Genomic DNA, 20,138 nt, shown 5'->3' on the forward strand with positions numbered 1-20,138 from the left:
AAACAGTAAATAACTGAGCTTCGGATTATTGCTCAAGTTCTACGGCAGCCGGCACTTCAGGTGCAGCATTCAAAGGCTGCTCCATCAGCACTGGTTCTGCATCGGCTTGAGCTGCAATTTCAGTTTGTGCATTCATTGCATTGGCTTCAACTACAGCAGCTTGCTGTTGCTCTTCAAGCACAGGCTGTTGTTCTGGCGCAGCCATAGATGTGGTTGCTTCGACTTCAGTACTGTTGGCCGGTTCAGCCAGATTGGCCGGCATGTCTGATTGATTCATACCCGGTTCTGCCACAGGAGGTTGTGGCGAAACCATGTCTGAATTACCTGGTGCCTGCATCATCGCTGGATCATTTGGCATCGCTGGCTGCGTATTTGGCATTGGTTGCTGTGGCGCAGCTGTACGCGGATCGACAAGGCGGATTTGACCAGAGTTGACTAGAGTTTCTAGAGAGCCTTCCTGACCATTTACCGTGGTACTAATTTTAGCTTTAGACAAGCTTTCAAGTGTTTCACCCGGTTGAACCGGTGGCTCGGCAAATGCGCCTGCGCTGATTACACTTGTGAATAATCCTAAACCTAATATTTTAGAGAGTTTGGAATTCATGATTGACACCACTGCTAATAATTGTACGAATTGGGATAGGCGCTTAGCTTTACATACTCATCCGGCAGCTCCAATCAAAGCTACTCAAAGACTGCGAAACCTCATTTAAAATGAAATAAAAAATAGACAGTTTGTTACAGCTTTCGTGGCTTTTAAGCCATTATTGTTTATTTGTTAAGCGAATGGCAGGGTCAAGATATACTTCATATACACAGCTTGTTAAGCTCGGGAAAAATCGGTATTGATCTAAAAAGTACGTGTAATAATGGCCAAGAAGCAGCGTAAATCCAAGAACTCTCTTTTTCAGTTTTTAAGTAAAAATAGTACTAAAGTCATTCTGGGTGTGGTGGCTTCGAGTAGTTTTGCCATCGCCTTTGGTCAGGAAAAAATCAGTCAATGGGTGTCTCTGCCATCTTCATCCGATTCCGCCTGTCTGACACAGTTTTATCGTGATGTTCCGCCGTATCTGATGAAAGACAGCCTGAAAAAAGACAGTTATTCACTGTGCTTTAATGGCTTTAACGTCGGTTATTCCGGTGTTTCGAAAACCCCACTTTGGGTGGCTGAAGCACTCACACCGGCACGCTTAAGCCAGAAAATTCCGCGTCAAGATAATTTTCATGAAGAGACCCAGGTTAAACCTGCGCATCGGGCGACGTTGGCGGATTATCGTGGTTCCGGTTATGATCGCGGGCATATGGCGCCAAATGCGGATATGCCCAATAAGGCTGCACAGTCAGACAGTTTCTCACTGGCCAATATGGTGCCGCAAGCACCGAAAAACAATCAGCAGGTCTGGCGTGAACTGGAAGAAGCGACCCGTGCCATTGTAACCAAACAGAAGCAGGATGTTTATGTAGTTACCGGGCCGGTATTTGCGGCGAAAAAACTAAAAACCATTGGTAATGGCGTGATTGTACCGACGGCGGTGTATAAGGCAGTTTACCTGCCGAAAACCGGTGCGATTGGTGCTTATTATGCGCCGAATGATAATTCGCTCAAAGTGCGTATTGTTAGTGTCTGTTATCTGGAAGAACAGCTCGGAATTAACCTGTTTCCACAATTGACCGAAGAGCAGAAGCGCAATACCTATCGTTTGCCATTGACGGCCAGGGCGGTCAAAGCCAATCAGAAAATCGAATATTCTAACTGGGATGCAGAAAGCCAGTGTGCGGAAGATGTCTCTAAAGAAAACTTGCAGGCACTGCAACGTGAGTTTAAATCTTCAGGTTCAAATACCTCGACGTCCTCAGCGACTGGTGGTGCAATCGATAACGACACCCAAAATACGATTGTAAAACAGCTGATAGATGCGCTATTGCAATATATTTTGCAGTTATTGAAATAAACTTGCTGAAAAAAGTGGGATTCGAGTAGCATCGATCTCACCCATTATTGAAAATAACAAAGACAGGTGGAGAGGATATGTTTAAAGCATTTGAAAATGGCAGTGAATCCCATGCCATTCATGATCTGACCTTGGAAAATGATCTGGATTGTGTCAGCCTGTATGGAAACTTGCAGATCACCAAGGATCAGGAAGGTCTTAAGGCTGCCAAGGTTTTGCAGGCTTTTGTAAATGATGTGGTGCAGCAACTGGAAAATACTGTAGATCTGCCAGAAAAGCTGCAGCGGGATGATCTGGACGAAATTGAAAATCCATTTTTATAAGATTTTTTCATTTGTTGGAGAATGTTCCATCTGGAACCAGACACAAAGCCCAATATTCCTATTGGGCTTTTTACTGTTTTTAGTCTCAGCATTGCAGCGTCTCAAGCTGTCTGAGCCAAAGATTCTAAGCGCCATTGTTGTGGCGTCAGCTGGGTCCATTGCTTAAATGCCCGCTGAAATGCACTCTGCTCGGAGTAACCAAGCAGCATGGAAATTTCCTGTAAGCTTAAATGCGGATCTTTCAGATATTGCATTGCCATCATAGAGCGGATTTCCTGCATGCATTGCTGATAGGTTTTACCCTGCTTTTGCAAATGTCGTTGTAACTGACGGACAGAGAATTTTATTTGCTGGGCAATATGTTCAATCTGGAACTGGTTTTTTTGCAGGCCCACCAGAATCGCCTGCTGTAACTGCTGGTCAACTTGGGTGGAATTGGGGAATTTTTCCAGTAAAGCTTCAGCTTGTTGTTTCAGAAGCTTTTGTAGGGTCTGATCACCCTGTTTTAAAGGCGTAGACAGCTCGCTGACCGGCATCAGGACTTGAGTCTTGGCTTGACCGAAACGAACCTTGCAGCGGAAATACTGTTCATACAATGCTATATTTTTGGGTGTTGGATGCTGAAAATGCACTTCATGCAGATGCAGATGATTATTATCCAGAATATTCGATTTAATAAATTCGATCATGAGTGCAATCGCGATTTCATCGGTCAGTTGCGTACTCATCTTAAAAGGAACCTCACCCCAGGCAATCGAAAGATGATCTCCTTGCCCCTGGATTTGTAGCGGGCTACCATCATAGATCAGGCGATGGTAGTCATGATAGCGCATGAAGGCTTCACCCAGCGTGTCACTGGAAAGTGCCAGATAACCGATAATCCCGAGATGTTTAGTCTCGACCAGTTGCGCAATTTCCAGGCCCAAAGCCGGGCGCTGCAGCTGTTGATCAAGTGTCGTCAGCAGATCACGCCACAGAGTAAAATCAAAGCGTTCCAGATTTTGAATGGCCAATAATTTCTCAGGGACTTCGAGCTGTTTCAGCTGATAATAGTCCAAAAGTAAATGTCCTAAACCACCGTATATCGAGCCTACGTAGTTTTTTAGAACCAGCATTTTTTAATTCTTTTATTTTGTCGTATTTTGTCAATCATATTGAATATTTTGGTCAATATCTAGTCTTTTACTTAGCCTATATTGAAAAATAGACCAAGAGGTAAAAGATCATGTGGAAAGGTTTTCTGGCAGGACTCGTCGTTGCCAATGGATTTGAATGGTTTGCGCATAAATATGTGTTACATGGAATTCACCGCCAAGGACAGAGCCGCTATAGTCCGGTTCCAGAAAGCATGTGTTCGCATTGGGAACATCACCGCATTGTGCGTAAAACGGAATTTTCCGATTTCGGTTATGTAGAAGGACTGAACAACTGGCGTACCCGCAATGAAATTGCTTCTCTTGCCGTGGTTGCTACAGTCTTTGGATTGACGTTTTATCCTTTTTCCAAAGGGATGACGCTGGCCGTATTATATAGTGCAGGCAATTATTATTATCGGCATCGTCGTGCCCATCTGGAGCCAGAATGGGCCAAAAAAAAGCTGCCTTGGCATTATGATCATCACATGAATAGTAATCAGGATGCCAACTGGTGTGTGACCAAACCCTGGTTCGACTATCTGCTGGGTACCCGGGTGATTTCCTCCGCAGATTTACAGGAGCAGAACCCTTTAGGTATGGTATTGCCTGCACCGATCTCGAAAAAACTGAACTATTGGGCAGACCGTTATTTTCCAGCCAAGTGGGCAGAAACTCCGGCTAAAATTGCTAAAAACCCTGCGACCAATCACTTAAATAGGCCATTAAATCGCTAAAACCCGGTTCTTGTCGTGATTTGTCAATAAAATGCAGATGTATTGTCAATATTGTCCTTTTGATTTGGCCTATATTCACGGTTGTTGGTGAGTGAAGCCACATACTTATATGTTTTAGGTGTAATGAATTATTTTGAATACCAAGCGCTGTGGTCTAATCTTGGTTTTTACAGGGAGTCGCGAGACTCCTTTTTTTTATTTAATTTTTACTTTTGAATATCGGTCAAAATAGAGCGATCTTGTTCATCCTCATACTGGGGTGAATATTGAAAGAAAATAACGTCCTTTATATTTAAGCTGCTCAGCACTGGAAAGCTTCGCCTTGTCCGGCGGCTATTGATCAATAACAATCCCTAAACATCATTTTGAACATACAAGTCCTTTTCTATTAACTCTTTTTTGTCGTGTTTGCTGTTCTACTTTAATCCACAGAACGATGGATATACTTTTTCAAAGCAGTCATCATTAGAGCAAACCCGGATGTACCACAGATGATGAGAATATTTTCCAAATGATTTATTGCCTAGGCTTATCCTGTAGAAATAAAAAAGAGCATCGTTGTGATGCTCTTTTTTTAAATAGGAATTCGTTTTTGAATTAAAGGCGCATTTCAATGCCTTGCGCTGCCATATAGGCTTTGGCTTCAGGAATGGTATGTTGACCAAAATGGAAAATTGACGCTGCCAGTACCGCATCAGCACCGCCATGAATAATCCCGTCTGCCAGATGTTGTAAATTTCCTACACCGCCAGAGGCAATAGTCGGTACAGTGACGCGGTCATTGATGGCACGCATCAGGGCGATGTCATAACCGGCTTTGGTGCCGTCAGCATCCATTGAGGTAATCAGGAGTTCACCTGCGCCGTAATTGGCCATTTGTTCTGCCCATTCCAAGGCATCAATGCCGGTCGGTTTGCGGCCGCCGTGGGTGAAAATTTCCCATTTATCTTCGCCGGTTTTTTTGGCATCAATGGCGACCACGATACATTGTGCGCCAAAACGTTGTGATGCTTCCTGGACAAATTCCGGATTAAATACTGCTGCCGAGTTGATGCTGACTTTATCTGCACCAGCATTGAGCAGCAAACGGATATCTTCGACTTTACGCACACCGCCACCGACCGTCAGGGGGACGAAAACCGATTCAGCCATACGTTCTACAGTACGGTAAGTGGTGTCGCGTCCATGATGTGTAGCGGTAATATCAAGGAAAGTAATTTCATCGGCACCTTGTTCGTTATAACGACGTGCGACCTCAACTGGGTCACCTGCATCACGAATATCAAGGAATTGAACACCCTTGACCACACGACCATTATCAACGTCGAGGCAAGGAATAATACGTTTAGCTAGCATAAATTTTTCCAATTATTACAGCCGATTATGAAACTCACCCACGCAAGCGCTACACCTTGGCAGATGGAAACGGTATTCTAGCAAAATTATGTAAGTTTTTTCGCAGGTTTTCTATGTCGGTTTATACCACTTTGACTTTAAAGGAAGTTCAGGATTTTGCAGCGCCCTACGGTTTAAAGGCGGTTGATCTGATTCCGATTCAAGGCGGTATTCAAAATACCAACTATTTTTTGGTCTGCGAAGACGCACACTATGTGCTGACCGTGTTTGAGGATATGGATGAACAGGCGGCAGGGGAACTTGTGCCTGTATTACAACATTTGGGCAAAGCAGGCTTGGCCGTTCCGGTGCCTTTATCGCATTCAGGCAAGGCTATTCATAGTATTAAAGATAAACCGGCACAGATTGCACCGCGCCTGTTGGGTGAGCATCCCATGCCATCGACCGTGGCACAAGTTGAAGCAATTGCAGTGGCGCAGGCAAAAATGCATGTGGCATTGCAGGACTTCAAATTAGAACGTAATTTCGTGCGTGATCATGCGTATTGGCTGGCCGTGTCCCAAGAAATCAAACCAAGTTTAAGTCCGGCCGATAAAGTGTTGCTCGGCAAGCTTTTAGGCCTGTATGACGCTTTAACAGCAGTCTATCCAGATCGTCCACGTGGCTTTATTCATTCCGATCTGTTCCGGGACAATACCTTATTTGAGGGTGATCAACTCAACGGTATTCTGGATTTTTATGAACTAAACAAAGATGAATTTTTATTTGATATCGCGATTACTTTAAATGACTTTTGCACCAACTATCCGGATGTCACTTTAAACGAAGAAAAAGCCATTGCCTTTTTAAATGCCTATGAAAGCGTCCGCCCCTTAACAGCAGATGAAAAATCATGTTTAGAGTTGTACTTGGCCATGGCCGCAGGACGTTTCTGGATGATGCGTTTACAGGTGGCACAGCGTAACGCGGCACTGGGTCGTACTGGCGAAGATATTTTGCAAAAAAATCCAGTCGAGATGCGTAATATGTTGATTGAGCGATTAAAATTCGTTACAGCTTAAATATTTAAAATTTATAAAGACAAAAGGACAGGGGATATGCGCGATCAGGGACGTTTAGTAGAGTGGTTTGATGACAAGGGTTATGGCTTTATTCAGCCCAATGATTCGGCCAAAGATCGCGTATTTCTGCATATCAAGGACTTTGCCAAGCAAGGTCCGCGTCCGATCGTCGGCTGTGCCTTAGATTACACGGTCATTTTAGATGAGCGCGGACGATACAAAGCACAGCAGGTCATGTATCTGAAAGCATCGCAAACCAAAATGTCTCAGGTTAAATTCAAACCCTCCAAGCAACAGCAGTCACAGAAATTACAACCGATGCAGATTGCCTGTGTGGTTTATATTCTGTTGCTGACCGCATTGACTTTGGGCGGTCTGCTCAGCGGACTGGTCTTGTTGCTGATCAGTTTGATGAATGCATTGAGTTACTGGTTGTATGCGCAGGACAAGGAAGCGGCGCAATCGGGTAAGCAACGTATTCCGGAAAATACCCTGCATCTGGTGGCTTTTTTAGGTGGTTGGCCAGCAGCCTGGTTAGCCCAGCAAAAACTGCGACATAAAACACAAAAACAACCGTTCCGGCAGATATATTTTTGTACTATAGCCTTTAACATCATTTTGATTATATGGCTAATTTCCCCATTTAACAGTTTAAATATTTAGGGGAAAGATCAGGAGGGGACGTGAACTATTCCATTGATAAAGACCCAAATCGCACACTGACTTTTGCACTGTACATTTTATATATTGTGGCTATTTTTAGTGCTGGCCTCTTGGCTGTCGTGGCGTTGATCATTAACTATGTCAAACGTCGCGATGTACGTGGTTCAATTTTTGAAAGCCACTTCACCTGGCAGATCCGCAGTTTCTGGTGGTATCTGGTCTGGAATATCATTGCCTTTATTCCATTTTTGTTTCTGTTCTTTACTGGCGAAGATCCGAACCTGTTTGCAGGCGTGGCATTTGGTGCATCCGCTTTCTGTTTGTTGGTGGTCTTTCTGGCCTGGATCTGGATTGTGTATCGGGCGATTCGTGGCATCATGCGCTTGAATGACAATCGACCGATGTATAAATCCTAAATTTTATTGTAGAAAAAGCAGCCAAAGTGCTGCTTTTTTAGGCCTTATGCATATAGAACGGATTCCATCTGTCTGCATAGGCTGAAAAAATTACCAACTCGCACCACTTTTATTCAAGCTTGCTCCATTTTAGGGAGCAATTCTTATCATCATTGAACATAATGACGAACATTGCTAAATATTTTTAATTTTATAAATTTACATTTTTAATATTTAGACTTTACTTTTTTGTTTTATAAATTTACTTTTTTAATAAATATAGTTTACGTTTTTAATAAAATAAACTTACATTAATGTACATTTATTTTTTTAAATTTAACGGGTCGAATTATTTTATTGTCGGGCTCATTTTTAATTTAAGAATAAAAGCGACCACGACGGCGACGCATGCCTAAAACATGAATAGCACGCACCAGAACCGCATAAGAAACTGCATAACCAAAGCGCTGTTCAAATATTGGAACCAAATCACTAATATTTTGAAATTTTAAAGATCTTACAAACACTTGAAATTCATTCCAATCTTTAATATGGCCCGGTGCGCCGCGATTTTTTACAGGTTTCTGGACCAAGTCGCCAGTTTCTTCTTCAAGGCGGATCCATGCATCCAGAGTCACCCGAGAGATGCCAAATTCTTTACAGACAGCCACCTTGTAATCGGTCTTTTTATACATCTGAATGGCTGCAATTCGAGTTTCTAAATTGTACTTTGGCATTTTCTATCCTCACTCAATTTATTTATATTTTTATTATATGGCATAGTCATTGCAATTGAACAAATAACGAAAATAAATAATGTTCAGGTGACATCAATGGAAAAAGCACAAGTTGCTTTCAAAAAAATGTCTTTGTGGCAGGTCGTGATCATTGGTGTGGCATATATGACCCCGATGGTTGTTTTTGATACCTTTGGGATTGTTTCCGGCATCACTGAGGGACGTGTTCCACTCGCGTATATCCTTGCCTTAGGTGCCATGCTGTTAACGGCATTCAGCTATGCGCGATTTAGTCGCCAGACAGAAAAACCGGGCTCGGCTTATACTTATACGGCGGAATCTTGCGGGCCGAAAGCCGGTTTCTTTGTTGGCTGGTGTGCCTTAATGGATTATATATTGCTGCCGCTCGTGAATGCTTTACTGGCCGGGATCTATTTGGAAGCCCTGATTCCAGGCGTGCCATATTGGGTGTGGGTCTGTATCTTTACCGGTTTGGTGACCCTGATTAACTGTTTCCGCATTAATATCTTGGCGAACTTAAGCCTGATTTTTGTGGTGGCTCCCTTGATTTTAATGCTGCTGTTTATCTATCTGGTGATCAAGGGTATTGGTACGGAGCAAGGTTATCATCACGTCCTGACCATGACGCCATTATTGAACGGCGATAGCAGTATATTGCCGTTAATTGCCGGGGCATCAATTTTATGTTTCTCGTTTCTGGGCTTTGATGCCGTGACGACGATGTCACACGAAACTAGAGACCCGAAAAAAAATATTCCACGTGCTGTAATGCTGACCACGTTGACAGGCGGGGTGATTTTCTTCTCGGCATCGTGGTTTATCCAGTTGTATTTCCCCAGCAATGTCCGCTTTAACAACCCCGATGAAGCATTGCCTGAAATTGTGATGTATGTCGGTGGGGCACTGTTTCAGGCGGTGTTCCTCTGCGCGCAAATCATGAATACCTTTGCTTCAGGTTTGGCGACTCATGCCAGTGCCTCGCGTTTAATCCATATCATGGGACGTGACGGAATTTTCCATAAACGCACATTCGGTCAAGTGCATAACAAGTTGGGTACACCACTTTATGCCGTGCTGTTCATTGGCTTAACTTCACTCCTCGCCATCAGCCTTGATCTTGCGACAGTGGTGAGTATGGTGAGTTTCGGTGCCCTGATTGCCTTTACTGCAGTGAATTTCTCGGTATTTGTAAAATTTTTTGTTCAGGACAAACAGCGTCAAGGCTTAAAAAATGTCTTCCTTAACTTGGTTTTGCCCCTGCTTTCGGTGGGCGTGATGTTGGGTTTATGGATCAACCTGGAAATGTCAGCTTTGATCTGTGGCTGTATTTGGCTCGCAGTAGGCGTGCTGCTCTATATGTATAAGCGTCTGCGTAAACAGAATATTGTGATTAGTAGTGCTTACTAAGATCGAATCAATTGTATTGAAGTAATAGTGAGAAGATGAAATGAATAAACCAAAATTTATTGAAGATGTCGAGTTTAAAGCCAGTATTAATACACAGAGTGGCAAAGAGTGGAACTGGATTAATCCCAAACATGGCAATTTTGAACATCCTGCCAATTACTATGAAAGCTCACTCGAAACTGGGCATGCGTTTCCAGGTTTAAATGCCGATCTTGAATGTGATGTGGTGGTGATTGGTGGTGGGCTACTTGGAGCATCGACAGCACTCCATCTGTCTGAACATGGCATAGATACCATTTTGGTAGAAAAAAATCGCATTGGTGGCGCTGCTTCAGGACGTAATGGTGGACAGCTCACACCGGGGCTAGCGCGTTGGGAAGCGTCAGAAATGATTGAGCATTTCAGCTATGCAGATGCAAAAAAACTCTGGCACTTTAGCTCTACTGAAGCGATGTCTTTAATCGATGACATTGCAGAAAAATACCAACTTGAGCTACAGCGTAAACGTGGACATATTACCGCAGCAGTGCATGAAGGGCACTTGGTTGGTTTAACTCAAGGGGCAGATGCACGTAAATTTTTAGGTGAAGACCACACCAAAATTGTCGGTGAGCATGAGCTGAAACAGCATATTGCTTCAGAGAATTATTGTGGTGGTCTAATTGACTCGCTGGGGGGACATATCCATCCACTCGCACTGAACCGTGGACTGGTTTATGGCTTCTGCCAAAACGGTGGACAGGTGTTTGAGCAAACTGAAGTGGTGTCAGTAGAAGAGCGTGAAGATGGGATTTATGTCACGACCATAAGTGGCGTAATAAAAGCGCGTAAGAGTGTGGTCATGGGCGTACATCATGCTTCGTTTAAACTGCTGCAAAAGAACAATCGAACCACAATTCCATTTTATACTTATGTATGTACCACAGCCCCTTTAGAAGTAAATTTAAAAGAGCTATTGCCAACCGATGCGCCTGTCTACGACACCCAGTTCCAGATTGATTATTACCGGGGTGTGTCTCAAAACCGAATTTTATTTGGTGGTGAAGGGACAGGTTCGTGTTGGAGTCCTGAAAAAACCCATCAGTATTTGTTAGGTCGAATTCAGCATGTATTCCCACAATTAAAACAGGTTGAGCTGGATTTTGTCTGGAGTGGAACCACGGATCTGACCATGAATGGTGCAGCCGACAGCCGTAAATTTGGCAATAAATTCCCGATTTATGCCGTGCAAGGCTGGAGTGGGCATGGTGTGGCGCAAACGGTGCGTATCGGTAAAGCGATTGCAGATGATTTCTGTGGCAAGGCAGATGATTTCAATATGCTGACCACTATTCAGCATCAGGATATGTTGTTTGGTCGCACACTTGCCCCTGTGGTGATTCCAATTGCCAAAACTGCCTATGGACTGGGAGTACTGGTGAATCCGGGCAAGATGGTGTCTTTCTAAAATTAAATACAAATATAAAAAATTCTCCTTTCTTAAAAGGGGAATTTAGGGGGATTAAAAATAGGAAATTAAGTGATTTATTCTTTTATTTTCCGCTTTAAAAACTTCGGTTTCCATTCACTGGCAATTACGCCCAGTACCACCATTAATCCGCCCAACAGTGCCAGTGCAGGTAGGCGTTCTCCTGCAAGTCGGTCAAAAAGTGCTGCCCATACCGGTTCACCGGCATAGATAATCGCTGCCTGTGATGCATCTACCCTACGTTGTGCCCAGTTCATGACCAGTTGAATCATCGCACTGGCAATGCCTAAACCGACTAAAATGCCTGCCAGATGCCAGTGAAATTCAGGTAGCTGAGATTCACCTAAAACAGGTGCAATCATAAAGCAGAACAAGGACGCAAAAATCAGTTGCAGCACTGTGACCCGGCGTACATTCACCTGCTCAGCAAAATAACTGATCAAAATAATCTCCAGGGCAATGGCAATGGAGCCAAGTAAAGTCAAAGTTTGTCCAAAACTGAGCTGAATTGCTGCAAAGCCATTACCAGTCAAAAACACTAACCCGATAAAGGCAAACAATGCCCCGATCCAGGTCATCACCTGTGGTTTTTGACCAAACAGCAGCCAGAGCAGGATTGGTACCAGTGGAACATACAAGGCGGTTAAAAAAGCAGACTCGCTGCTGCTAATCGTTTGCAATCCCACGGTTTGGGTGCCGTAACCGATGGCGATCATGAGCCCAATCACCGCGCCGGCAATAATCTCCTTGAGGGTCATACCTTTTAAAGATTTTAATGAGATCAGGGTCACGGCAATGGCGGCTGCAGCAAAACGCAGCCCAACAAACATAATCGGACTGCTAAAATTCAGCCCGTATTGTACAGTAATAAAACTGCCGCCCCAGATCAGGGTAATCAGAATTAAAGCAAGCTGCGGAAGTTTGGCTGCCAGAGCGGGAGAGCGAAAGCTGGAAATGAGGGTCGGCATGTCAGGAGATCGGAAAATAACAAATAAAAAAAGAGGTCCGAAGACCTCTTGTGCAGCAGGCTTAATTATAGCGCTTGTTGTTCATCTAACAATAACTGCGCTTCACGCAGGCTTAATGTACCTTCGTAAATGGCACGACCAGTAATAGCACCTAGAATGCCCGGCTGATCTTTCAGGTTACGGACGTCATCCATATTGGTTACGCCGCCTGAAGCAATCACAGGTAAACCTGAATATTGTGCCAGATTTACGGTTTGCTCAATATTCACACCCTGCATCATGCCATCACGGGCAATGTCAGTATAGACAATGCTGGATACGCCCGCATCGGCAAAACGCTTGGCCAGATCTGTCGCTTTGACATCCGTCACATTGGCCCAGCCATCGGTTGCCACCATGCCATTCATGGCATCAATGCCGACAATGATATGACCCGCGAATTTTTTGCATGCTTCTTCCACAAATTCAGGATCCTGAACTGCTTTGGTACCAATAATCACAAAAGATACGCCTGCTTGCAGATAATGCTCGATGGTTTCCATCGAACGGATACCGCCACCAATCTGGATCGGTAAATCTGGCTGCGCTCTGGCAATGGCTTCAACCACTGGCTTATGGATAGGCGTACCTGCGAAAGCACCGTTTAAATCCACTAAATGCAAGCGGCGAGCGCCTTCATTTACCCAATGCTGTGCTGTTGCGACCGGATCGTCAGAAAATACGGTATCGTCTTCCATACGACCTTGTTTTAAACGGACACATTTGCCATCTTTCAGGTCAATTGCAGGGATGATCAGCATGCTTTCGCTCCTTGCTTAATCTTTAGAATGAATTTGAGTGAGTTCATCTTAGCAAATAAAGTCGAAATTTCTAACTCTTAAACAGTATCAATAAAGAAAACCTGTCCGAAGACAGGTAGCAGTCAGGTAATTTATTTTTATCCTTTTAATGATTCAGCGACTGCGCATACGATCTGCTGTATTTTCACTGTCACACTGATTAGACATAGCTATAAGTTTGAGACAGATGGTCTAGTGAATTGACTTGGCCCAGCTGCGCTCCCAACTCATAAAGTCCCTGATTGACTGTACTGACAGTTTCACCCACTAAACCGACCACCGCACCTGCAACTGGCAGGCTGGTCGCGACGTCCGTGACCGGAACCAGGTCATTGAGCAGGGCATCCAGTGTGCCCGATACATCCTGAATTACGCCGCCGACACTGGCGACCGGATTTTCTAGGGTATTGTTAATCAGCTCGAGTGGAGTGATTGCTGCCACATATTGTCCGGTTTCATCAACCAGACCACTTAGATTGCTGCCAGTCTGCCCAACCGCGGTCACCACATCACCCAGGATCGGTAAGTTAGCCAATGGAGCAGTCAATGGAGCCGTAGCGGCAAGCACACTGTCCAGAATGTCAGATACACCCCCTAGACCCTGACCCAGCAGATCAGTCGTACCATTCAAGGCAGTATTAACACCGCCTGCTAAGTCTCCTGCAATCCACTGGTCCGAGATGGCATGTACACCTGCGCTGACGCCACTGACCAGACCAGTGCTGACATTCAGGATGGTCGATAGCAGATCTCCGACAACGGGCAGTGCACCGAGCTGAGCGCTAAGAGGCGTAGTCAGATCCGATACAGTTGATACCACTTCATCTACCACGGTGATCACCGTTTTAGTCAGCACACCCAGTGCTGTCGTAATCCCTTGCAGTGCCAGACTCAGCACGCCACTGATTTTTTCATTCAATAAACTGAACATGTGTATTAACCCTCTAGAACATGCACATCCTGATCGGATGATGAATAAGATGGCTCATGTTTTAGCAAATTTTTTAATAAAAAACAGAACGGAGAAACTGCAAATAGATCATGAAAAATAAAGAAATTATAAAAAGTTGAATATATTCAAATTGCTAAGTTTGAAAATGGTTATTGTTTTAAAATGTAAATAAAATCAGTAAATTAATTTGAATTTTATGGTGCTTTTTGAGATTTTATGCCTCAAGATTGGGCATGATTCTATCTGAAGTTAAGTTTCAAGTTAAAGAGACGCTGAAAGTTGCTAAATTCACTTGGGATGGGCATTTAAGCAGTCTTAATATTGCCAACTTTTGGGGCAGAATCTGATTTACACAAAGTTACATTGTTGCGGTGTGCTGAAGACATTAAAGCCTTGACGAAGGGCGTAGACGTAATTTCAGTGATGTATTCGGAATTTCTTTAGGGAGTAGATTTCGGCGCAGCAATTCTTCAAATACCAACACTGGCGCATAGGCATCTGCAGCTGCATAGTCAATCTGGGCTGCACTTAAGTTTTTACTGGCCCAATTGGAAGTGCTAATCCGTTTCGATTTAGGGAAATTTAGTCCAAATAACAGGGCGATGGCATTTTTCAGTCCGACCGGATTTTTTAGACCAAAATGACCGAAGCATTTCGACAGCTCAATCACGCTATTCAGTTCTATGCCTCGTTTACGAAACAGATGCGCATCATTTTTCAGGCCAAAACCAACCTTGATCTGATCACGATTGGCAAAAATTGGTGCAAGAAAAGCCCAGATGGCCGGGTTCATTTGAAATAAATAGGCTTTGTCTAGAGTGGCCAGCTGAATTAGATGTGGCCCGGTAGAGATTTCATCGACTTTAAAGGTCGGTTTGGATTCAGAATCAAAGCCAAATAGTGCACAGCTTTTCAGCTCCTGTTCAACAGCCAGACATTGTTCTAGACTATGAATAAGTTGAATCTGCTGCATGGGAAGATTTTGAAATACAGGAAAGGCCTGAATCTGTTCTTTGCTCGGCAGTATTGTCGGCTGGAGCGCTTCCATAATTATCAATAGTTCACTGGGCTTGGGCACTCAGCTTAATTACTTTTCTACGTTTAAGCAAAAATAAAGCCTAGATTGACCAGCGGAATGAGGATCAGGAGCGACAAGGTCATCAGCATGTTCCAGCCAGATAAGACAGGCGGTCAAAACATCCATTTGGGTTTAAGGCTGATTCACGAGTGTGAGAGTATTGATACATTATTTTATTCCCATATGCTTTAATTATTGTTTAAATATAAGGGCTTGACTAAGCAGAATAATAATTCTAGTGACTAAAAAATAGTCATGATTCTGGTGGTAGATTAATCTGAACGAATAAAAAAGCCCGCAATCTGCGAGCTTTTTAAGTGAAAGGAAAATCAGATTTTCCAGTCCACAAAGTTTTTCAGTAATTGCAAACCTGCGGTATGGCTCTTTTCCGGATGGAACTGGGTCGCGAACAGGTTTTCTTGATGAATCGCGGTACAGAACTCGATGCCATAGGTACAGCTGGCAGCCACCAGCTCTGAATCTTGTGGCTCGACATAGTAGCTATGTACAAAGTAGAACCGCGCATCCTGTTCAATATTGTTCCACATCGGATGGTCTGGATTGGCCTGATGTACCTGATTCCAGCCCATATGTGGCACTTTTAGACCGGCCATTTCCGGGAAATGCTTGACCGCACCTTTGAAAATACCCAGCGCATTTGTGCCACCATTCTCTTCAGAATGCTGCATCAAGGCCTGCATACCGACACAGATTGCCAGTACCGGTTTGTTAAACACGGCATTGCGTACCACTTCATCGATACCTGCTTCATGCATACCTTGCATACAGTCACGCATGGCGCCTACACCCGGAAAGACAATTTTGTCTGCTTGCGCAATCAGTTTGGGATCATTGGTCACATCAACCGTGGCACCGACATGTTCGAGTGCTTTTGCTGCAGAGTGCAAATTTCCCATGCCATAATCAAGAAGGGCAATACGGGTCATTACAGCGTTCCTTTGGTTGAAGCGACCGTGTTCGCAGCACGCGGATCCACTTCACAGGCCATACGCAGCGCACGCGCAAAAGCTTTAAATACGCTTTCGATCTGGTGATGGCTGTTTTTGCCTTTCAGGTTATCGATATGCACGGTCATCAATGAATGGTTCACAAAGCCCTGGAAGAATTCAGAGAATAAATCCACATCAAAACGGCCGATCATGGCACGGGTAAATGGAATATCCATAAACAGGCCTGGACGACCAGACAGATCCACCACAACACGGCTTAAAGATTCATCGAGTGGTGCATAAAAGTGACCGTAGCGTTTCAGGCCTTTTTTATCGCCCAGCGCTTGTGCAAAAGCCTGACCCAAGGTAATACCACAGTCTTCTACGGTATGATGGTCATCAATTTCCAGATCACCTTCACAATGAATATCAATATCAAACAAACCATGACGCTTGATTTGATCAATCATATGGTCTAAAAATGGAATACCCGTGTTTAAGGTGCCTTGACCAGTACCGTCGAGATTCAAACGAACTCGAATTTTGGTTTCGTTGGTATTTCTTACCACTTCACTGATACGATCTGTCATAGACACGTTCCTCAAATACGTCAAAATGATTGATGTAGAAAATATTTTCGCCGTGACGACGTCACCGCATATTAGATTGCTCAGGAGGGTTTATCAATGCCTATTACCGTACATGCTTATACTTCTTTAGAAAATGATGAAGTGCGCAGCCAGCTTGAGCGACTGTATGACACTAGCCCTGAATTTAGTGATGGGGCAGATGCCATGGAACAACTAGAGCAAAACCTTACACAGTATACCTCAGTTTATAGTGCAGAATTTAATACCAAGATTATCGGGGCAATCTGGTGCACCGGACAGGGAGAAAGCCGGATTCTGGAAAATATCGTGGTGCATCCGGCCAACCGCGGGCGTGGCGTTGCAGAAAGGCTGGTCAGTGAAGTCTGCCGCATGGAAGAAGAAAAAGGGGTGAAGAATTTTGTGCCGGGGTGTGGTGCCATCCATCGTTGTCTGGCCAATCTGGAAAAAATCTAAAAATAGATCAAGCAGTCGCAGCCTTCGGGCTGCTTTTTTTGTAACTAAGACCGCAGATTTGTTTTATTAGTGAAGTCTTTGGTAAAAACTGTTTAATTTATGACTCAAATTGATGCGATTTGATGGAAAAGTAAACATTTGATGAAAATTATTCTCTGCGCTCTTGACGATTTAAAGCTGAAACTGTTTAATACGCGACATCGGCGTGATAGCTCAGTAGGTAGAGCAACGGATTGAAAATCCGTGTGTCCCCAGTTCGATCCTGGGTCTCGCCACCATATTTTAAAACATTTTAAAGTTTTCAATCCCTGATCCCATCAGGGATTTTTTTTAGACCAAAATTCAGTCATTCAATTATTTTTTTTATAATTTTGATTGACTAATGCAGCCAGATACGGCTTAATACACCGCATCGGCGTGATAGCTCAGTAGGTAGAGCAACGGATTGAAAATCCGTGTGTCCCCAGTTCGATCCTGGGTCTCGCCACCATATTCGAAAAAACCTCAAACATTGTTTGAGGTTTTTTTTCGCCTGTCATTTTGTCTTTCAGCTGAAAACAGTGGTTTTGCCTCACTATTCGGCTTTCAGACGATGAGTCCATGCTTTGCTGACTTTCAGGATAATTCACATGAGTTGCCATTCATCTGAGCAAGCATGAGTTATCCAATTAATCAATGTAATCTAGTAGATAAGAATATTGAAAATAGACTGGATCATCGTCAGTTGCAGTATTTGGGCCATCAATAATAGGGGAAAGGCAAACCAATGAATATCATGAAAATGTCTATATTCGGACTCATGCTCGGTGTTTACAGCATCGGAGCACAAGCCGAGGACAAGCAAGCGGTCGTGACGCTACCGACCCTGACCGTGATGGCCGAACCTGAAATGAGTAATGAAACCGGCTATGTGCCTTTTGTACAGGAAGAAAAGAATCTGCGCGCCTTACAGCATCAGGTGATTCGTGGTACCCGGGATGCAGAGAATTTCATGGTCAATCCTGATGTGGTGGCAAACCTCGAGATCCAGCCCATAGAAGCCCCTGATCTAGATTCACTGTCACCGGCACTACAGCAGTATGTGCTGACCATTGCCAAGGGACTGCAATCCAGTGATCCAACCCAAGGGTTATATACCATTCTGGAAAATTTTGGCATTGATCGAAGTAACAGCCTACAGCCAGATCGCAATATGAAGATCCAGATCAATCTGGACAAGGTGAATATCGACCTGCTTGAAAATCACCTTAATGTACCTGCTGTCATACAATTACCGAAACAGCCCTGAAATACTGTCCAATGCTACCTATCCATCCCCGCCAGTCGGGGATTTTTTATTGCTAAAATTTACGGTAAAAGGAGCATGAATTTCTAATCGCCCGCTTAAAACCAGCATCGAAAGATACGCCAGTAATCATGCTGAAATGACCGTGTATCAATACTCACAGTAATACTGATCATGTTTACACAAGTTTAAGGAACAATAGGGTCTCTCCCCCTGAAATGATGATGCGGAGGTTTTCCTTATGCGTCCCCTTAGCACAACTTTCCTGATGTTACTGAGCCTGTTTACTGCACTGCGCATGGTCGATGCACATGCCGCACCAGATTCAGTCACTTTACCGACACTGACCGTGATGGCAGATCGTGAATTGCGTGAAGAAACAGAGTTCATGCTTCCCCTGCAACAACAATCCAGCCAGAAAAAGGCGTTAAAGATGCGGATGATGAAGATTGAACGCGAATTGCAGGACTACACGGTCAATACTGATTTCGCGGGTGATCTCGACATTCTACCTAGCAGCAATCCGGCACGACTGGATAGCCTGCCACCGGGGCTGCAACAGTATGTGCAGGCGATTGCGGATGGTTTGCGCTCTGCTGACCCACGTGATGGTATTTATCTGATGCTGGTGCCATTTGGCATTAACCGTAATGCAACTTCAGTTCAGACTGCCCGAGAACAGTTCAACCTGAATAATATTGACCGGGCGCTGCTGAATGAATGGTGTTCGGCAAACGCTTGCTAGATAAAGTCAAACGATACAGCGTGAGTTTAAAACAGGATTTCGATCTGATTTCCTTTTGGAACAGTCCGTGCCTTTGCAGAGGTTTTGTATAGAAGAATTGATTTATGCTTAAAAAATAAGCATATTGATAAAAAGGAAATCTATACATAACTTGCAGCAGGGGAGCATGTGCATGCCGCGTGTTTTTATGATTTTAGCCGCTGTGACACTGGCAATTTTTATCGGACTGTTTTATCAAAACTCTGCCCAGAAAAAACATCAGGCTGATTTGCTCGAATATGAAACTGTGCTTGAAGAAAAGACCGAGAGCATTGCGCAGCAAGCGCAGGACTGGTCTAAGCCGATTGAGCTTGAGCTTGAAGATGACCGGTTGGATGGAGACTATGCCATCATGGCTGAATTCATGCTGGGTCAATTGCGTGACAGTGCCGAGGAGCGGAATCAGTACCTGCGTGATTTAAAAGCGGCCAACTGGCAGAATTTTCTGGATATCGACCGCCTGGCCAAGGATCAGGCACAAGACTATAAAGAAACTGAAGCCATGCTCAAGCAGGTTCATCATATCGTCAACAGCTATGAGCAGAAAATTCAGCAGCGAGATGCCGAACTGATCAATAAGGCACAGCAACTGGATATTAAAAACCGTTATCGCCAGCAACTGAGCCAGACCCTGAAAGATAGTCAACAAAATAGTAATGCGCATGTCATTTTTGAAATTGAAAAACAGACTTTGGCCAAGGCCGATGCCTTGTTTGCCGTATTGAAAAAGCATAAATGGCAAAAGAAAAATAAAACCTTCATGTTCTATGAAGATCAAGCAGTGCAAGAATTTAATGCACTGTATAAAGAAATATTAAATCTGAATAAGCAGATGGAACACATTGCGAGTGCCAACCAGAAAGCGGTGGAAAACAAGTTATAACTTGGCAGAGATAACCGGATTGCCATAGGACTGTCATCTGCTGTTCAAACTCGCTTGCTAAGTTGGAGGGGTCGCACAGATC

At 44.0% G+C, this 20,138-nt stretch carries 22 protein-coding genes and 2 tRNA genes; 14 read left to right on the plus strand and 10 right to left on the minus strand.

The annotated features are described in order from the left end of the window. Positions 1–25 precede the first annotated feature (25 nt). Complete coding sequence (locus FTU42_RS00750; RefSeq protein WP_005173169.1) at positions 26–604, minus strand: hypothetical protein; 579 nt, start codon at positions 602–604, stop codon at positions 26–28. 265 nt (positions 605–869) lie between these two features. On the opposite strand from FTU42_RS00750, the gene FTU42_RS00755 reads away from it, so the two are divergent. Both FTU42_RS00755 and FTU42_RS00760 read left to right on the plus strand, forming a co-directional pair. Then, the gene (locus FTU42_RS00755; RefSeq protein WP_100534509.1) at positions 870–1,952 is read left to right on the plus strand and encodes a DNA/RNA non-specific endonuclease; all 1,083 of its coding nucleotides are present in this window, start codon (positions 870–872) and stop codon (positions 1,950–1,952) included. Positions 1,953–2,029: 77 nt separating this feature from the next. Beyond that, a complete protein-coding gene (locus FTU42_RS00760) occupies positions 2,030–2,275 on the plus strand; it encodes a hypothetical protein (protein ID WP_005095167.1) in 246 nt (81 codons plus the stop codon). 101 nt (positions 2,276–2,376) lie between these two features. Here FTU42_RS00760 and FTU42_RS00765 read toward each other — a convergent pair whose 3' ends face one another. After that, positions 2,377–3,390 carry an AraC family transcriptional regulator gene (locus tag FTU42_RS00765; protein WP_100354911.1) on the minus strand — a complete coding sequence of 338 codons (1,014 nt, stop codon included), beginning with the start codon at positions 3,388–3,390 and terminating at the stop codon, positions 2,377–2,379. A gap of 110 nt (positions 3,391–3,500) precedes the next feature. Here FTU42_RS00765 and FTU42_RS00770 point away from each other — a divergent pair, with 110 nt between their 5' ends. Then, complete coding sequence (locus tag FTU42_RS00770; protein WP_074383899.1) at positions 3,501–4,145, plus strand: hypothetical protein; 645 nt, start codon at positions 3,501–3,503, stop codon at positions 4,143–4,145. 597 nt (positions 4,146–4,742) lie between these two features. Here the strand turns inward: FTU42_RS00770 and hisF are convergent. Continuing rightward, on the minus strand, positions 4,743–5,501 hold the full coding sequence (gene hisF / locus FTU42_RS00775; RefSeq protein WP_005095173.1) for an imidazole glycerol phosphate synthase subunit HisF: 759 nt from the start codon (positions 5,499–5,501) through the stop codon (positions 4,743–4,745). A 113-nt stretch (positions 5,502–5,614) separates the two neighbouring features. Between hisF and FTU42_RS00780 the strand changes: the two genes are divergently transcribed. Genes FTU42_RS00780 through FTU42_RS00790 form a run of 3 tightly spaced genes read left to right on the plus strand, consistent with a single transcriptional unit; the run spans position 5,615 to position 7,641 of the window. Then, positions 5,615–6,562, plus strand: coding sequence for a homoserine kinase (locus FTU42_RS00780; protein WP_100354909.1), 948 nt, complete (start codon positions 5,615–5,617; stop codon positions 6,560–6,562). Positions 6,563–6,598: 36 nt separating this feature from the next. Further along, the gene (locus FTU42_RS00785; RefSeq protein ID WP_074383901.1) at positions 6,599–7,225 is read left to right on the plus strand and encodes a DUF1294 domain-containing protein; all 627 of its coding nucleotides are present in this window, start codon (positions 6,599–6,601) and stop codon (positions 7,223–7,225) included. Positions 7,226–7,245: 20 nt separating this feature from the next. Next, positions 7,246–7,641 (plus strand): hypothetical protein, encoded by a 396-nt coding sequence (locus tag FTU42_RS00790; RefSeq protein ID WP_005095179.1) that lies wholly within the window; start codon positions 7,246–7,248, stop codon positions 7,639–7,641. 356 nt (positions 7,642–7,997) lie between these two features. Here the strand turns inward: FTU42_RS00790 and FTU42_RS00795 are convergent, their stop codons facing one another. Beyond that, entirely contained in the window at positions 7,998–8,357 is a 360-nt protein-coding gene (locus FTU42_RS00795) for a helix-turn-helix domain-containing protein (RefSeq protein WP_005095181.1), read from the minus strand. 96 nt (positions 8,358–8,453) lie between these two features. On the opposite strand from FTU42_RS00795, the gene FTU42_RS00800 reads away from it, so the two are divergent. Continuing rightward, positions 8,454–9,785, plus strand: coding sequence for an APC family permease (locus FTU42_RS00800; protein WP_180050200.1), 1,332 nt, complete (start codon positions 8,454–8,456; stop codon positions 9,783–9,785). Positions 9,786–9,825: 40 nt separating this feature from the next. Beyond that, positions 9,826–11,232 carry an FAD-binding oxidoreductase gene (locus FTU42_RS00805; RefSeq protein WP_180050197.1) on the plus strand — a complete coding sequence of 469 codons (1,407 nt, stop codon included), beginning with the start codon at positions 9,826–9,828 and terminating at the stop codon, positions 11,230–11,232. A 77-nt stretch (positions 11,233–11,309) separates the two neighbouring features. Here the strand turns inward: FTU42_RS00805 and FTU42_RS00810 are convergent, their stop codons facing one another. The 6 genes from FTU42_RS00810 to hisB all read right to left on the minus strand — a co-directional run bounded on the left by FTU42_RS00810 (position 11,310) and on the right by hisB (position 16,630). After that, complete coding sequence (locus FTU42_RS00810; protein ID WP_180082906.1) at positions 11,310–12,221, minus strand: DMT family transporter; 912 nt, start codon at positions 12,219–12,221, stop codon at positions 11,310–11,312. 65 nt (positions 12,222–12,286) lie between these two features. Next, positions 12,287–13,021, minus strand: a complete 735-nt coding sequence (hisA, locus tag FTU42_RS00815; RefSeq protein ID WP_074383906.1) for a 1-(5-phosphoribosyl)-5-[(5-phosphoribosylamino)methylideneamino]imidazole-4-carboxamide isomerase — start codon at positions 13,019–13,021, stop codon at positions 12,287–12,289. A gap of 199 nt (positions 13,022–13,220) precedes the next feature. Continuing rightward, positions 13,221–13,991, minus strand: coding sequence for a hypothetical protein (locus tag FTU42_RS00820; RefSeq protein ID WP_180082907.1), 771 nt, complete (start codon positions 13,989–13,991; stop codon positions 13,221–13,223). A 406-nt stretch (positions 13,992–14,397) separates the two neighbouring features. Then, positions 14,398–15,060, minus strand: a complete 663-nt coding sequence (locus tag FTU42_RS00825) for a 3'-5' exonuclease (protein ID WP_180074962.1) — start codon at positions 15,058–15,060, stop codon at positions 14,398–14,400. A 359-nt stretch (positions 15,061–15,419) separates the two neighbouring features. Beyond that, positions 15,420–16,037 carry an imidazole glycerol phosphate synthase subunit HisH gene (gene hisH, locus FTU42_RS00830; protein WP_074383909.1) on the minus strand — a complete coding sequence of 206 codons (618 nt, stop codon included), beginning with the start codon at positions 16,035–16,037 and terminating at the stop codon, positions 15,420–15,422. Then, positions 16,037–16,630, minus strand: coding sequence for an imidazoleglycerol-phosphate dehydratase HisB (gene hisB / locus FTU42_RS00835; protein ID WP_005095198.1), 594 nt, complete (start codon positions 16,628–16,630; stop codon positions 16,037–16,039). The genes hisH and hisB overlap by 1 nt, the downstream gene beginning before the upstream one ends. Before the next feature lie 96 nt (positions 16,631–16,726). On the opposite strand from hisB, the gene FTU42_RS00840 reads away from it, so the two are divergent. From FTU42_RS00840 to FTU42_RS00865, 6 genes are all read left to right on the plus strand, one after another. Then, entirely contained in the window at positions 16,727–17,104 is a 378-nt protein-coding gene (locus FTU42_RS00840) for a GNAT family N-acetyltransferase (RefSeq protein ID WP_005095200.1), read from the plus strand. Positions 17,105–17,306: 202 nt separating this feature from the next. Next, positions 17,307–17,382, plus strand: a tRNA-Phe gene (locus FTU42_RS00845). A gap of 136 nt (positions 17,383–17,518) precedes the next feature. Continuing rightward, positions 17,519–17,594 (plus strand) — tRNA-Phe (locus tag FTU42_RS00850). 285 nt (positions 17,595–17,879) lie between these two features. Beyond that, complete coding sequence (locus FTU42_RS00855) at positions 17,880–18,392, plus strand: hypothetical protein (protein WP_257224394.1); 513 nt, start codon at positions 17,880–17,882, stop codon at positions 18,390–18,392. A 238-nt stretch (positions 18,393–18,630) separates the two neighbouring features. Further along, entirely contained in the window at positions 18,631–19,134 is a 504-nt protein-coding gene (locus FTU42_RS00860) for a hypothetical protein (protein ID WP_100354900.1), read from the plus strand. A gap of 172 nt (positions 19,135–19,306) precedes the next feature. Further along, a complete protein-coding gene (locus FTU42_RS00865; protein WP_180071867.1) occupies positions 19,307–20,056 on the plus strand; it encodes a hypothetical protein in 750 nt (249 codons plus the stop codon). The last annotated feature ends 82 nt before the right edge of the window (positions 20,057–20,138 follow it).

The sequence above is a fragment of the Acinetobacter sp. YH12102 genome, assembly GCF_013419125.1.
GTDB lineage: Bacteria > Pseudomonadota > Gammaproteobacteria > Pseudomonadales > Moraxellaceae > Acinetobacter > Acinetobacter pseudolwoffii.